Raw genomic sequence first — 15,392 nt, 5'->3', positions numbered from 1 at the left:
TTTTTCCTAAAATTTATTCTCAATATAAAATCGTATTCTATTGATTACCAGGCATGAATAGCTCCATCCGGGCTTTTCAAATATGGGTGAGGAAATTTAACTTTTTCTGTTACTTCCATTACAAATGTTGCTTTCTTCGGATCAAATTTTACACCCAAACCAGGACTTGGATTGAGGTATAATTTACCGTTTTTGAAGTTGATAAAATCCTCATTGAAGTACGCCGGTCGCTCAGGTTCTCCTCCTCCCAATTCCATTAAACAACGCGAAGGACTGCTTGATCCCAATGTATGTACCAAAGCAGCCGTTGACAAAGGGCCCGTGAAATGGGGAATCATACCGACGTAATGCGTTTCACACAATCCGGCAATTTTCTTGAATTCTCCAATACCTCCGGTGTTGGGCAGCGTTACGCGCGTGTAATCAATTAACTTGTTCTCTATCAATTCATTAATATCCCATCGGTCGCCAAATTGTTCCCCCACGGCAATAGGCACTTTAGTCATTGACCTTACAGTTTTATATACGCCCGGGTTCTCTGACCGAACAATATCTTCAACGAAATAAGGTTCCAGATTTTCAATTCCGTTACAGATTTTCAGACCATCCGTCATATCAAAACGGGTATGCAGATCAATCGCCCATTTTCCGCCTCCGCCCACAGCCGCATCAATTCTTTTACTGAATTCTATCGTTTTTTTAACATTATCATAAAAGTCAAAAGGCTCTTCTCCATTTCCACCGGTAGGCCCTATACGATAGGCTCGCAGACCCGCTTCTATACAGTCTCTCGCCCGCTCTTCCTCTGTTTTTGCCTTGGAAGCTTTAAAGCCAGTTGCATAACATTCAACATAATCTCTTGTTGCACCTCCGAGTAAATCATAAACCGGAACACCTAATGCTTTTCCTTTAATATCCCATAGCGCCATTTCCAGCGCGCCGAGTGCGTGCAGTTTTTCTCGTCCGGGCGGATAAAACATTCCCCGGTACACATATTGCCACAAATGCTCAATGCGGAACGGATCTTCCCCGATCATCATTTGCGCACATTGTTCGATCATATCTTTGCTTCCGCCTTCTCCAATACCGATAATCCCCCCGTCTGTTTCAATTTCGACAATACCACGTGCCTGATTAAAAAGCGGTTTGTTATAACCGGGAGCACTATAATATCTGATTTTTGTAATCTTCATTTTAGATGCGGCTTCTGCTTTGAGTTGAGGAAACCCCACAATTGCAGCGGCCGAGCCCATGACAGCAGATTTAATAAAATTTCTCCTTTGCATCGGGTAATATTTTAGGTTTAGGAATAGTATCAGGTAACTTTGTTAATCGATTAAGCAATTTTTCAAATCAAGAAATCTTGTGTAAAGATCTCGCCATGGAAGAGTCACGCACGATCAATTTTGCTTCCATTAAAATCTGTTTCATACCAACATCCGGATTTTTCAGTTTTTCAAGTAGGAGTTCTACCGACGTTTTTCCCAGCATTTCAAGCGGTTGTTTCAGGTAGGTTATCGGACAATAATAAAGATCAAAAACCTCTGCCTGACCAAAACTTACGATAGCAAGATCCGAAGGAACCTTCAGTTTCAATTCGTTAATATACTTCAACCCATTGATAGCCAGGCCATAAGTTGCAAAAATAATCGAATCGACTTTATCTTTTGAAGATATCATTTCATCTATCGCTATTTTAACTTCCTTCTCAATATTTTCAAATCTCACCTCTTTTAACCAGTTTGGATTAAGGTCAAAATGATGATCTTTTAACGCCTGCCGGTAACCACGAATCCGTTCTCTCATGTGATACATGTCCGACTTATAGGCTATTAAACCTATATGCTCATAGCCGCCTTCTACCAAATGAACGCCGGCATCATAGGAAGCCTTGTAATTATTCGTCGCTACAAAATCCGTTTGTAAATCCGGAAAATGCCTGTCAAGTAATACAAAGGGGATATTTCGCTCTTTCAGGTGACGAATGTGTGATTCCGAATGTTCGGATGATACAATGATAAATCCATCTACTTGTCTGTTAATAAGTACATTTAACAAATCCCAGGCCTTTTCGGCCTTTTCGTCAGAACTTCCGATGATGACTGTATACCCGCTTTTTTTTGCTTCATCCTCGACAACCCGGGCTATATTGGCAAAAAAAGGATTGGATATATCCGCGATAACAAGGCCAATCGTGTGCGTTTTACCACTTCTTAAACTTTTAGCCAGGTGATTGGGCTGATAATTAAGCTCGCTGGCTATTTCTTTAATCTTTTTGGCAATTTCCTGTCCTACCCTGCTTTCCTTCTCCTTTCCATTTAAAACGTAAGAAACAAGTGCAGTTGATACGCCGGCTTTCACAGCAATGTCCTTTAACGAGATCTTTTTGGTGTTCATAAAGTACATCTTTAAAAGCGATTCAAATGTAAGTTTAATCGATTAAACAAAAAAATATTATTTAAAATATTTTTACATTTTTTCAAAGAATAACACCAAAACTGCAAATTTGACGTATTTTCAATATTTCACAAAAAATTTGCAACAAATTGATATAAAATAAATTGAACCGCCATCGCCTGAAAATCGGCTAACGGCGGCTTATAGAAACTCACTTTTTGTCCCACCAAACCCGGGTATTCAAATCATTTGGTCCCTGTCTGGCAATTGCATCGTTAACATTTTGAATGTTCACAATAATTTCGCTATCCGGATACGGCATTCGGCGAATAAAATCTTCTTTAATTTCAGAGCCCGGATAGGGATTTTTCTTCAAAGCCGGAAAACCACTTCTGCGGAAATTGGCAAATGCTTCCGCGCCATCCAGAAAAGTCGCTACCCAGTATTGTGTATTTATTTCATCGAGTTCTTTTCCTGCATCCAGCGGATGTGCTTTGAGATAGGCCAGAATGGCATCCTCTTTAATTACCGCACTGACATCGTAGGAAGACATTTGTTCAAGATTTGCCCGAACTCCTTTGGCAAAATAATCGGCAGGTTGGCCACTTATCCAGCCACGAAAAGCTGCCTCAGCTAATAACAGCTGATTTTCGGCATACGTAACATGAAATTCCGGGGCGTCCAGTTTCAACACAGTCGTTAAATTAACCTGTGAAAAATCCCAAAGACTTACGACATTATTCTGTGCTAAAACAGTATTAATCGTCACGTCATTGTAACCCATTGGCATGCCAATCTGCGTTTTCGCATCCGAGGTCGCTCGTGCCGCGGTTTGCTCCGGCCCACCCTTCGCCCCCACATAACGAACCGCAAATACCGGCAGCCTTGGATCATTGTTCTCTTTGAGATAATTAACAAAAGGCGCAGCTAAATAAAAATTTGTTTTCTCCCTGGCTGCCAAATGGTTGGCAATATAATTGTTCCAGATCGCGGTATGGCGAATGACAGAATTGTCACTGTTTGATTCAAATAAACCGCCTGCAATCGCTTTTGTTACATAAGATTTAGCGGTTGTGGGATCTACTTTTGTCAAACGCATTCCGGCACGCAACATCAGGGAATAACCCAGTTTTTTCCATCTCGCTACATTTCCACCGTACAAAATATCAGTGGTCACGGCAGCCTGGCTAACATCCAAAGCAGCAGAAGCTTCTTCCAGTTCTTTTAAAATATCTTTGTAAGTGACTTCCTGCGTGTCATATTTCGGATGAATGATTTCTTCAATATATCCCTTCCCTGCATCAAAATATGGGATGTCTCCGTAAGTGTCGGTCAAAATCATAAAGGAATACGCCTTCCAGATTCTTGCTGCATTGTAGGTATTTGCCTTCATAGGATCATCCTTGGTCTGATTAACCACGGCAACGATTTGTTTGATCACATTCCGATAAAAATTGACCCAGACCAACGGTGTATTTGCATTGTTGAACTGATTGTAATTCCCACCGGACAACGAACTTCCATAAGGTGTAATAATCTGTTGCACAATGCCAAAATTATAGCAAAGCATACCCAAAGTACTCACACCGTCCAGATACGTTGTGCTGATGATGGCTTTATTCATCACAAAAGTCGGGTCCAGGGAAGTTGGATCTACTTTATTTGTATTTACGTTATCAAATCCATTGTCGCAGCCAGAAAAAATACTGGCTGCGAACAACCACCCGATTGTATATAAAATCCTGATTTTCATATCTTTAAAGTTTAATTTTGAAATGATGAAATTACAAAATATCAGAATTTGACATTCAGGTTGAATCCAATACTTCGCGTTGGCGGCAACCCTGGCCAGAAATCCAGTCCGGCCGCATTATCCGAAGAATTCAGTACTTCTTCCGGATCCATATTTTCCGTCCATTTTTTGATGATCAAAACATTATTAGCAACCGCGCTCAAACGTAAACCTCTGATAAACCAATCTTTGGGTAGTAATTTTCCAAAATCATAACTTAAAGTGATTTGTCTTAACTTCCAGAAACCGGCGTTTGAAACAAAATCTTCATTGACTCCCAGCGGATTAATCGACTCATAAAACGGCTGCACCGCGGATTTCGTCTGGTTGATTTCCCCATCCGGATTTACGCCTTTTCCGATAACATAACCTTCCGCTCTTCCAGGCAATGTTCTTTTTGACAAACCGTGACGCATATAATTTATGTTTCTGCCGGCGATCATTTTGTAGCCTAATTTGAAATCAATCAATGCCGACAACATAATTCCTTTGTAGGTAAAACTGTTGGTAATACCTCCGAAATATTTTGGCAGCGCGTTTCCAACATTTGTCAAAGTATTATTTCTCATCGGCAAGCCACTATTTTTATCAAAAACCTGACGGCCCTGCGCATCTCTCAAATAAGTAAAAGTGTATAATTGACCAATCGGCTTACCCACTACTTCATTCAGCGTCCGGCCTCCCCCGCCGCCCACCGTGATTACGGTATCCTTATCTGTCAAACCCAGTTTTATAACTTTCGAAGTATTATAGGAAGCGTTGAAACTTACATCCCAGCGGAATGCCTTCGTGTTAACAGGCGACGCAGTTAGTAACAATTCAATTCCCTGATTTTCACTTCGTCCTACGTTAATCAGTTGATTTGTGTAAGAGGAAGCATCAGAAATTTGTGCAGCAAGAATCTGATCATCCGTTGTTTTGTGATAATAAGTAAAATCAAATCCGATGGCGTTGTTGAATAATTTCAGCTCAATTCCACCCTCTGCTTCTTTCACTCTCAACGGACGCAGATTTTTATTCGGAACGGTCGAAGCGTTAATCCCGCCAACCGGAACCTGCTGGCCGGAAGGATTCGGGAAAAGATTATTATCAACGGCGTAATAAAGTGCGTTAGAATATGGGTTGACATTATCAGAACCTACCTGCGCATAAGCCGCCCTTAACTTACCAAAAGAAAGCCAGGCGGGAAGATTGGAAAATGCCTGAGAGAAAACGAAACTGGCGGTTGCAGACGGATAAAGAATGCTTCTGTTTTCAGGCGCAAGTGTCGAGAACCAATCATTTCGTGCTGTAACATTTAAGTATAAAAACTCTTTGTATGAAATTGTTGCTGCACCATAAAACGAATTTATTTTCTTTTCGGAAAGACTGTACAAAGGATTTTTCACGCGGCCATTCATAACGGTATACAAACCGGGCTGAATAAAATCCTGGACGGTCACACTGTTATAATCCATTCGCGCATATCGCTGATTTCCTCCCAAAGTCACATCCACACCGATCTTTCCAAAATTATGATTTCCACCTAAAATAAAATCCAGATTTCGCTCTGTATTTCGGCGAACATCCTGTGTGTATGAACCATTTACGAAACCAACCGGCGCTTTTGCGATAGCTGCATATCCGTTGGGAATGTTATAATCCTGATTTCGAACATAGAAATCCTGAGCAATACGCCCTTGTAAATAAAGCCATTCTGTAAACTGATATTTCAGAGCGACATTACCAAAAAGCCGGTCGCGCGTAATATTTTCAAAATGTTTATTGACAGAATAATATGGATTATTACGAACTAGAAATCTCGAAAAAGCAAATTCGTCTCCGTTCGCATGAGTCTGGTTTTTTTCCAGCGCATCAAAAGGCATGGAATTGGCCAAAGTAAAAATGACCGTCGGGGTAGCAAAATCCTGCGCATCGATCTGCGGCGGATTTGTATTTTTTTCTTTGGAATAATTTATATTTCCGCTGGCTGTAAGCCTTTTGGAAATATTCTGGGTGAAACCCAGGTTGACTGTTTTTCTGTTAAATTTTGAATTTGGTACGATTCCTTTATTATCCGTATTCGAAAGCGACATGCTGAAACCACCATTTTCTCCATTATTTGAAACGGTTACGGTATTGGTCAGATTTGTGGCTACATTATAAAATTTGCGGACGCGATTAAAAACCGGCTCGTAAGGATATTCCTGATTATCGAAAAGTATCTGCTTCATTCCGGGCTGAAATTTCTCTCCAAAACTCCACACTCCGGAAGTCGGACTTGCTGTTGTTGGCCGGATACCTCCTTCTCCCTGACCGTATTCGTACTGAAAATCCGTGTAGTCCAGCGGCGTGTCTGTCGTAAAATTCATGTTATAATCCAGTCCGATCCCTTTGCCGCTTCCTCTGTTTTTTGTCGTGATCATGACCACACCGTCTTTTGCACGCGAACCGTATAAAGCAGCAGCCGTGGCACCTTTCAAAACCGTCATGGATTCAATATCATCCGGGTTAATGCTTGAAAGTCCGTCTCCGCCATCCGAACTATTGGCCGAGCGCGTTGCAAAATCTCCGCCACCCGCATAATTTGAATTGTCAATCGGCACCCCGTTAATAACAATAAGAGGACTGTTCTGGCCGCTGAAAGAAGATTGTCCCCGGATACGGATTTTGGCAGTTCCGGCCGGTCCGGTCGAAAGTGTTGAAATATTGACACCTGCCATTTTCCCCTGCAACGAGCTCATTACATTTGGCGAACGATTGGTCGAGATTTGATCCGCATTCACTGTCGCCGTGGCATAACCAAGTGTTTTGGATTCTCTTTTTATACCAAGCGCGGTAACAACAACTTCCGTCAGATTTTTTGCTTCCGATTCCAGTTTAATATCCATGACCGAACGATTTTCCGTCTTAACGGTCTGGCTTATATAACCTATGTAGGAAAATACCAGCGAAGCGTCCGGCGGCACATTCAATATATATTTCCCGTCCGCGTCCGTTGCTGTTCCCTGTGAAGTTCCGCTGATCTGGATATTTACACCAGGCAGCGCCATGTTATCCGGACCGCTAACTTTTCCGGTAATTTTATTTTGTGCAAAACCGGACACAGAAATCTGGCAAAGCCATAAGAGCAAAAGAAATTTTACATGTTTTTTCATCGTTAAGGGGTTATTGGTTTGAAAACAGATTTCCCGGTTTCCCATAGTAGCGACCAGCCAGAACTAAGTCGCAAAACCTATCTAACCAGGCAGAAACACAGGAATTAATTTGATCCCGGCTAATGACAACACATAATTATTGTTGCCATTTTTGATAAAAACAGCACAGGAAAACATAACGTATAAATATATACGCAAAACAGAGTTCAGCCGGCCGTGTTAACCGGTCTAAAGAATGATAATTCGGTCAGCGGATCGCTCGCCTAGATGTAGTTATTCCGAAATGGATTCATTTTTACTTTGGATGTTTTAGGTGAGTAGTACATTAAGCTGAACGTTGATACACGTACTATTTTCAATTTCTGATCTTATTGCTTCGTGCTAATTTTGTTAATCGATTTAAATCAATAATTTAATCGATTAAGCATAGAAAAAGCATTTATCCCAACCTTCTTTACAAGAAAAAATTGAGAATACCGGCTAAGAAGTAGCCAATCAGATTGAAAATTGTGCTGGAAGTCAGGTTATTCTTTTTGCAGGTTCAGTGCGTTAAAGAATCGATTCAAAAGTAAATTTAATCGTTTAAACAAAAAAATATTTTATCAATTATTTTTTATATTTTTTCATAAAATAAAACTATTAAATCAATGCCGGGATTTAATAGTTTTATTTTCAGTAATGGATATTTGTTAAATTCTGTCAAAAGCGTCAAATTCGATATACGATTTATTCACTGACGTCAAATAATCCATTGAAACTACCTGTGTATCTTGACAATGCCGCAACCACTCCTATGGACCCAAAAGTTCTTGAAGAAATGCTGCCGTATTTTCTTGAAAATTTCGGGAATGCAGCCAGTAATTCACATGTATATGGGTGGACTGCCTCCGAGGCGGTTGATATAGCCAGGGAGCAGGTAGCGGAATTGATCGGTGCACATCCTTCGGAAATCGTATTTACTTCCGGTGCGACAGAATCTATAAATCTTGCAATAAAAGGAGTTTTTGAAAATTATAAAGAAAAAGGAAACCATATCATTACCTGTGTAACGGAACATCGGGCCGTGCTGGATACCTGTGAATGGGTTGAAAATACTGGTGGAAAAGTTACTTATCTACCCGTGAATCCGGAAGGTGTGATAGAGCTGACCGAGCTCGAAAATGCTATTACCAGTCAGACTATTCTGATTTCTATCATGTTTGCAAACAACGAAACGGGTACCATTCAACCTGTTGAGGAAATCAGTAAGCTGGCAAGAAAACATGGTATTCTGTTTTTCTCAGATGCGACCCAGGCAGTCGGAAAGATACTGATTGACGTCAATGAAGATGGTATGGATATGCTTTCCCTGAGTGCGCATAAATTATACGGACCAAAAGGAATCGGAGCATTATATGTAAGAAGGAGAAATCCCAAAGTGAATATTTCGTCTCAAATCCATGGAGGCGGTCACGAAAAAAATATGCGGAGCGGAACGCTGAATGTGCCTGGAATCGTTGGGTTAGGTAAAGCTTGCGAAATCTGTAAGATGGAATTGGAAAGTGAGCCGGGTGCTGTTGCGGTTTTACGGAACTTACTGGAACGGGAATTGCTTAAAATGGAAGGTACAAAGAAAAACGGAAGCATGGAAAACCGTTTGCCCAACATCACTAATATCTCTTTTGAACATGTCAACGGAGAGGCTTTGCTTTTAGAAATATGCAGTGAAATAGCGGTTTCGAGAGGTTCAGCTTGTTCGTCGGTCACAACTAAACCCAGTCATGTTTTAAAGGCCCTTGGACTAAGTGATACGCTTGCTTTAAGTTCGTTCCGAATGAGTCTTGGAAGATTTACTACGCTTTCTCAAATTGAATACGCGGTTCAGACTATAAGAACAATTGTAGAAAATCATCGCAGCAATATGCATTGATATTTTCTTTTTGAAAAACAAATGAAAGAAATTACAGATATTATAGAAGCGTATCATCTGGCAATTGCCGAGGGTAAAAGTATGGCACTGGCGACGGTGGTTCATGTGGAAGGTTCGTCCTACCGGAGACCTGGCGCCAGAATGCTGGTTACAGAGGATGGACAACTCACAGGCGCTATCAGCGGAGGCTGTCTGGAAGGAGATGCGCTACGAAAAGCGCTTCTGGCGATTTCGCAGCAAACCAATAAGCTAGTGACTTATGATACGATGGACGATGATGACGATGCAAAATTCGGCGTTCAACTCGGTTGTAACGGCATTGTACATATTTTGTTCGAACCGATTAATGTCGATCAAGAAAACCACCCGATTGCCTTACTGGAACGGGCTACAAAACAAAGAATAAATGCTATACTGGTTACACTTTTTTCGATGACCAACCGGTCAGATCAACCAGGCACCGGAATGCTTCTGCTTGATGATGAAGAGCACTTAATTGTAGAAAACCAGTTTGTCAAATATGTTGATACCGTAATTCAGGATAGCGATACAGCTTTGCGCTCTGAACACTCATTGTTCAACACTTATTCTTTTGAAGGAAACAAACTTACCGCTTTTATTGAATTTTTAAAACCTCCTGTTTCACTTGTGATTGTTGGGGCCGGAAATGATGTGATTCCGCTGGTTGGGATGGCTTCGCTTTTGGGCTGGACTATTACCGTTGTTGACGGACGTGCAAATCAGGCAACGAGACAACGGTTTCCTTTGGCAGGAAAAGTATTTGTGGCTAAATCCAATGAAGTAATTTTCCAAATCCCTTCCGACACGCAGACCGTTTTTGTTCTAATGACGCACAATTACAACTACGATCTTGGCGTCCTTCGCGAATTCATGAAGAGTAAAAATTCTATTTACATTGGCAGTCTCGGCCCAAAAAAGAAATTGGAAAGAATGTTAGCCGATTTGAAAGATGACGGCATTGAAGTTACAGAAGAACAAATTTCAAGAATTTATGGTCCCGTTGGACTGGATATTGGCGCAGAAACTTCTGAGGAAATCGCCCTATCGGTTTTGGCTGAAATAAAGGCGGTTTTAAATAAAACACCAGGAACATTTCTACGGGATAAACCGGATGTTATCCATAGTCGTTCCGTTCAAAATATACCGGTTTTGAAAAAAAGAAAGGTGCAGAATGTTTTGAGTTTGCCCGGTGAAGAAGTTTCGGGCTCTTGTGGAATGGGGCCGATGTAGTTGAGGTAATTGGCGTTATTATTTCACTCTTTCAGGGTTTGGCTCATCTGAAAATCCACGAATTTTCATAATAATACCATCCTTTCGGGATTGCAAAATTAGCCAACATTCCAACGTCTGCGGATCATTCATTTTTAAAATTACAACAAATCTTTCTGCATCAGCAACTTCTTGTAATCATCCGCTGTATCCATATCAACATTACCCAGTGGAAAATCTACGGTTGACATACGGTCTTTACTTTTAATGATGATTTTTCTTGCACCCATGTCACCCGTTAATTCCATTAATTCCGGAAAAATACTTTTATCGAAAATCACCGGCGTTCCGGCTATTTCTGAATAGCAGCTTGCAACGATGCTTTTTGTAGAAAGTTCTTTCTCCTTAATCAGTTTATGAAGAAGATCAGCAGTCACAAAAGGCTGGTCGCAAACCATAAAAATGACTTCGTTTATATCAGGATTTTTTTCTGTTACATAAGCTAAACCGGAACGAATCGAAGAAGCTATTCCTTCCTCCCATTCAGGATTGTACACAATTTCAACAGCACTGTTTTTTATTTCCGATTCGATACGTTTCCTTTCAGCTCCTGTAACTACAACTACATTTTCAACGACTTTCCGGGCTATTTCCACGCAATGGCATATCAGACTTTTTCCTTTAAAGGGAAGAAGCTGTTTCGGCTGGCCTAAACGGGCAGATTTTCCGGCGGCCAGAATAACGATAGCAATGGTAGTTTTCATTTGAAATTGATTAAATTATTTTACCAAATTATTGATCAGGCACTTAACAGATAATTACAAATATTACGCCAGACATTGTCCAAATAAGGTTTTAATCATTTTATTATTAAACAAAAAACAGTTCAGCTAAATACAAAATTGTATCCCGCTGAACTGCTGATCATTCTGTTTTTTTTATGAAATATTCTTAAACGCTTCCTCTTCCATAAATGGCTGGTTTCTCAATCTTTTCTTTGTTGCTTTGTAAAAAGCATTCGCTGCGGCTGCACCGGCGGGTGGTAATGCCGGTTCACCTAATCCGGTAGGCGTTATTCCATTATCAACAAAATGCACATCCACTTCCGGAATTTCATTCATACGGATTAACCGGAAAGCATTGAAATTATTTTGATCCGGCGCTCCGTCTTTAAAAGTCAGATTACCATACATCGCATGACCAATACCATCCACGATTCCACCTCTTACTTGTTGAAGAGATCCGCTTTTATTGATCACTATACCACAATCCACAGCTGCAATCATGTTTTTCAAAACAGGTTTCCCTTTTTCCACAACAACCTCTCCTACCTGAGCCACATAAGAACGGTGTGAAAAATAGACACTAAAACCCTGATGAACGCCTTTTTTCTTGCCCCAATTACTCTTTTCTGCGGCCAGTTTTATCACGGCAATCATCCGGTCAATATCATATTTGACTTCTCCGGCAGGTGCTTTTTTAGCTTTTTCCAACAATTCCAAACGGAACTGGATCGGATCCTTACCAGCTGCTTCGGCTACTTCATCCAAAAAAGATTGTTCCGCATAAGCGAGAAAATTGGTAATTGGCGCACGCCACGGACCGGTTGTAATCGGTGATTTATGATCAACCGAATCAATTAACAAATTATCAACAGCTCCGGAAGGGAAATTATCTTCCCGCGTCGGGTTACCGGCGTTCATTCCTACACCTCGTAATTTATACCCAATTAATTGTCCGGTTTTATCCAAAGCCGCTTCAAAACGATAACGAACTGCGGGCCGGTAGGTTCCGCCCGTCATATCATCTTCTCTGGTCCAAACCACTTTAACCGGCGCTTTCATCAATTTTGAAACATGTGTCGCTTCAATAGCATAATCAGCCGCCAGCCTTCTGCCAAAACCTCCACCTTGTCTGGTAATCTCAACCGTAACTTTTTCAGGCGGAAAACCTGTAATTTTCGCCGCTTCAGTCCGTGCACGATCCGGTGTTTGTGTTGGCCCTACAAGTTCTACCCCATCTTCCCGAACATGCGCAAAAAAGTTCATTGGCTCCAAAGGGCTATGCGGTAAAAACGGACACTGATATTCAGCCGTTACTATTTTAGCGGCATTTTTAAAAGCAGCTTCCACATCGCCATTTTTCCTTCTTACCGTGGCTTGTCCACCCTCCAATAATTGTTTGAAAATACGATTATGATCCGCCGAGCTTTCAAGATCGAATTCTTTTTCATATTCGATTTTCAAAAGTTCACGCGCTTTTTTTACCTGCCATGTTGATTTTCCGACAACGGCAACACTATTTTCAAAAGTAACAACGTCCACGATACCAGGCATTTTCTTTGCCTCCGCCGAATCAACCGATTTCAGTTTCAGACCAAATGCTTTCGGACGCTGAATTAAGGCAAACAACATTCCTTCCCGGTAAAAATCCAATCCAAAAAGCGGCTTGCCCGTTATAATATTTTGATTATCAACATTGCGGACACTTTGCCCTATTAATGTGAAATCCTTTTCATCTTTTAACTTAATTTCTTTAGGTACCGAAATTTTCGAAGCTTCCCCGGCAAGTTCTCCGTAAGTAGCTGATTTACCCGAAGCTTTATGAAAAACTTTTCCTTTCTCGGTAGTAATTTCCGTCGGAGAAACATTCCATCTTTTCGCGGCGGCTTCAATTAAAAGATACCTTGCCGTCGCACCTGCTTTCCGTAAACGTTCCCATGAATGTGGAACCGCTCCGCTGCCGCCCGTTACCTGTCGCTCATATTTGCTCGTGTCCAGATTTGCCTGAACCGTTTTTACCTGTTTCCAGTCAGCGTCCAGTTCCTCAGCTACAATCATCGGAAAGGCGGTTTTTATACCTTGTCCGATTTCAGGATTTGGAGAAAATATTGTGATAATATTATCTGTTCCGATCGTAAGAAAACTGTTGAAATTAATAGCACCCGCCCCGGCAGATTCAGGATTGACCACGCCTGGCAATGCAGCAGCACCCGACCAGCTGAAACCTAAAAATAATCCTCCACCAGCCGTTGCCGCAATTTTTAAAAAATTACGTCTTGAAGTTTGTTCTAATGTCTGCATGATTATTTGGTTTTGGATGCGGCCGATTTTACTGCTTCACGTATCCGGTGGTAGGTTCCGCAACGGCAAATATTACCGCTCATCGTCTCCACAATCTGCGCATCGGTTGGTTTAGGATTTTTCTTTAAAAAAGCAGCAGCCGTCATGATTTGGCCTGCCTGACAGTATCCGCATTGCGGTACATCAATTTCTTCCCATGCCTTCTGAACCGGATGATCTCCCTTTTCTGATAAACCTTCAATCGTCGTCACTTTTCCTTTCCCCACTGCCGATACCGGCAAAACGCAGGAACGGACCGCCTCTCCGTCCAGATGGACTGTGCAGGCACCGCACTGGGCAATTCCGCAGCCAAACTTGGTCCCTACAAGCCCCAGATTATCGCGCAGCACCCACAATAGCGGGGTGTCCCCGGCTACATCTGTTTCATAGCTGCGGTTGTTGATTTGCAATTTTAATAACCCCATAGTGAAATTGTATTTGTTATAACAATTCAAATGTCATCAGCGATAAAACAACGAGATTCGTGAAAAGAATTCTATATTATTTACGCTGATTTTGACATTACAAGTTAAACAATATTTTTCTAAAAAACAGCGATTGCAGTAAGTCAGAAGGGATATAGCCAATTAACTATATCGAATTTTTTGTTTCAAAATACCTGCCGCTTTGGTATATCCGCCCTCCGCTCCGTCTACAAAATGGATGTGTGCGTTTTCTTCATTAGGCACGTAACAGGACATAATCGATTCTTTACTTACAAAAAGTCCGTATCGTATTTTACCCTCGGTTTCCAGTTTATTGAGGGCTTCTTCCAGCAATAAACGTTGCTTTGTATTACCTGAAATAACGGTATTAATTCGTCCGTCAATCACCAGAGTATCGGCCAGTTCAACAATTGTGCTCAGGTACGATTTACCTTCTTTTGTATTAAAATAATAGGGCCCAAACAGCATAATGAAGCGATTATAAAGCATATAAAAAAAACGCAGGTGACCAAACTTGACCTTCATTTCAAGATTTATCTTCGCCAATGTCGATTTTAATTTCAGTTTTGAAACCGAGATCGGCTGGCGATTTTGCGATGTTCCATAAATGTTATCAAGAAAATCCACTACCTCTTTAAATACAATTCCCTGCTGCGTTTCTTCTCTTGCAATGACAAGCAAACTGATCACTTCATCCAGATTTTCAGGAGGCGCAATTCTGTCCCACCGGCATTGCATTCCTTCCAGATCCAGCAGCTGATTTTCAGATTCCAGCAGATCCCGTTTATGATCTTCACCTTTGATCAATTTCTCAGCATAACTTAATCCATCTCCCAGAACAACCGGAATTGAAAATATACTCGAATTTTTAAATTTACTGATGTTCAGAGTAAAGCCATTTTGATAAATTTCATGTACGGGAATACTGCCAATCCGCAGGTCAATATCAAAATTCTGAAAAGTATTATCCTTATGAATTTGTAAAGACCGCATTACCTCTTCCAGAATTAAAGGCGGAATAATGCAAGTCGCACCATCTCCTCCGAAGAAAAAAGGAACACTCAGATTATTTTTCCGGGCAATATTCAAAACGGCTACAATACAGCCTGTTGCGATAAGATTTACAGCCTCATGCAATCCACTTTGCACTGCAAGTGTTGAATTTTTAACGTCGGTAACGACGACGTGCCAGTCGTCGGGTAGCTTATAAAAAAGATGTTTTTCCGTAAGCAGATCGCTCAGGGAAATTTCGTTGACCGGCAGTGCTGAGTAGAATAAATCATTGATTGACAAAGTCGGCATTATATTAAGGGCTGGTTTCATTCAAATTTAAATCTTTTGAATGACAAGACTTCTGTT

At 41.1% G+C, this 15,392-nt stretch carries 10 protein-coding genes; 2 read left to right on the top strand and 8 right to left on the bottom strand.

Going from position 1 to position 15,392, the window contains the following annotated elements; genetic code table 11:
* Positions 1-44 precede the first annotated feature (44 nt).
* The 4 genes from FDK13_RS27885 to FDK13_RS27870 form a co-directional block, all read right to left on the bottom strand.
* A complete protein-coding gene (locus tag FDK13_RS27885) occupies positions 45-1,286 on the bottom strand; it encodes a mandelate racemase/muconate lactonizing enzyme family protein (protein WP_137343307.1) in 1,242 nt (413 codons plus the stop codon).
* Between the two features lie 67 nt (positions 1,287-1,353).
* Positions 1,354-2,397 carry a LacI family DNA-binding transcriptional regulator gene (locus FDK13_RS27880; RefSeq protein WP_137343306.1) on the bottom strand — a complete coding sequence of 348 codons (1,044 nt, stop codon included), beginning with the start codon at positions 2,395-2,397 and terminating at the stop codon, positions 1,354-1,356.
* Between the two features lie 211 nt (positions 2,398-2,608).
* Positions 2,609-4,150 carry a SusD/RagB family nutrient-binding outer membrane lipoprotein gene (locus FDK13_RS27875; protein WP_137343305.1) on the bottom strand — a complete coding sequence of 514 codons (1,542 nt, stop codon included), beginning with the start codon at positions 4,148-4,150 and terminating at the stop codon, positions 2,609-2,611.
* A gap of 41 nt (positions 4,151-4,191) precedes the next feature.
* On the bottom strand, positions 4,192-7,326 hold the full coding sequence (locus tag FDK13_RS27870; RefSeq protein WP_137343304.1) for a SusC/RagA family TonB-linked outer membrane protein: 3,135 nt from the start codon (positions 7,324-7,326) through the stop codon (positions 4,192-4,194).
* Between the two features lie 751 nt (positions 7,327-8,077).
* Here FDK13_RS27870 and FDK13_RS27865 point away from each other — a divergent pair.
* A complete protein-coding gene (locus FDK13_RS27865) occupies positions 8,078-9,235 on the top strand; it encodes a cysteine desulfurase family protein (RefSeq protein ID WP_137343303.1) in 1,158 nt (385 codons plus the stop codon).
* Between the two features lie 21 nt (positions 9,236-9,256).
* The gene (locus FDK13_RS27860; protein ID WP_137343302.1) at positions 9,257-10,486 is read left to right on the top strand and encodes an XdhC family protein; all 1,230 of its coding nucleotides are present in this window, start codon (positions 9,257-9,259) and stop codon (positions 10,484-10,486) included.
* A gap of 140 nt (positions 10,487-10,626) precedes the next feature.
* Here the strand turns inward: FDK13_RS27860 and FDK13_RS27855 are convergent, their stop codons facing one another.
* The 4 genes from FDK13_RS27855 to FDK13_RS27840 form a co-directional block, all read right to left on the bottom strand.
* Entirely contained in the window at positions 10,627-11,229 is a 603-nt protein-coding gene (locus tag FDK13_RS27855; protein ID WP_137343301.1) for a nucleotidyltransferase family protein, read from the bottom strand.
* 174 nt (positions 11,230-11,403) lie between these two features.
* Positions 11,404-13,548 (bottom strand): xanthine dehydrogenase family protein molybdopterin-binding subunit, encoded by a 2,145-nt coding sequence (locus tag FDK13_RS27850; RefSeq protein ID WP_137343300.1) that lies wholly within the window; start codon positions 13,546-13,548, stop codon positions 11,404-11,406.
* Positions 13,549-13,550: 2 nt separating this feature from the next.
* Positions 13,551-14,012: a (2Fe-2S)-binding protein gene (locus FDK13_RS27845; RefSeq protein WP_137343299.1), complete on the bottom strand. Its 462-nt coding sequence runs from the start codon at positions 14,010-14,012 to the stop codon at positions 13,551-13,553.
* 162 nt (positions 14,013-14,174) lie between these two features.
* Positions 14,175-15,356 carry a DUF3095 family protein gene (locus FDK13_RS27840; RefSeq protein WP_229216238.1) on the bottom strand — a complete coding sequence of 394 codons (1,182 nt, stop codon included), beginning with the start codon at positions 15,354-15,356 and terminating at the stop codon, positions 14,175-14,177.
* Positions 15,357-15,392: the final 36 nt, after the last annotated feature.

Source organism: Dyadobacter frigoris (assembly GCF_005280585.1).
Classification (GTDB): domain Bacteria; phylum Bacteroidota; class Bacteroidia; order Cytophagales; family Spirosomataceae; genus Dyadobacter; species Dyadobacter frigoris.
The sequence above is the reverse complement of the archived record's forward strand: the minus strand, read 5'-3'. Positions and strand labels throughout refer to the sequence as shown.

Bases quoted from the DNA above. Each gene is read 5' to 3' on its own strand.
- FDK13_RS27850 (WP_137343300.1), bottom strand. From the start codon at position 13,548: ATGCAGACATTAGAACAAACTTCAAGACGTAATTTTTTAAAAATTGCG.
- FDK13_RS27840 (WP_229216238.1), bottom strand. From the start codon at position 15,356: ATGAAACCAGCCCTTAATATAATGCCGACTTTGTCAATCAATGATTTA.
- FDK13_RS27875 (WP_137343305.1), bottom strand. From the start codon at position 4,150: ATGAAAATCAGGATTTTATATACAATCGGGTGGTTGTTCGCAGCCAGT.
- FDK13_RS27845 (WP_137343299.1), bottom strand. From the start codon at position 14,012: ATGGGGTTATTAAAATTGCAAATCAACAACCGCAGCTATGAAACAGAT.
- FDK13_RS27880 (WP_137343306.1), bottom strand. From the start codon at position 2,397: ATGAACACCAAAAAGATCTCGTTAAAGGACATTGCTGTGAAAGCCGGC.
- FDK13_RS27870 (WP_137343304.1), bottom strand. From the start codon at position 7,326: ATGAAAAAACATGTAAAATTTCTTTTGCTCTTATGGCTTTGCCAGATT.
- FDK13_RS27860 (WP_137343302.1), top strand. From the start codon at position 9,257: ATGAAAGAAATTACAGATATTATAGAAGCGTATCATCTGGCAATTGCC.
- FDK13_RS27885 (WP_137343307.1), bottom strand. From the start codon at position 1,286: ATGCAAAGGAGAAATTTTATTAAATCTGCTGTCATGGGCTCGGCCGCT.
- FDK13_RS27855 (WP_137343301.1), bottom strand. From the start codon at position 11,229: ATGAAAACTACCATTGCTATCGTTATTCTGGCCGCCGGAAAATCTGCC.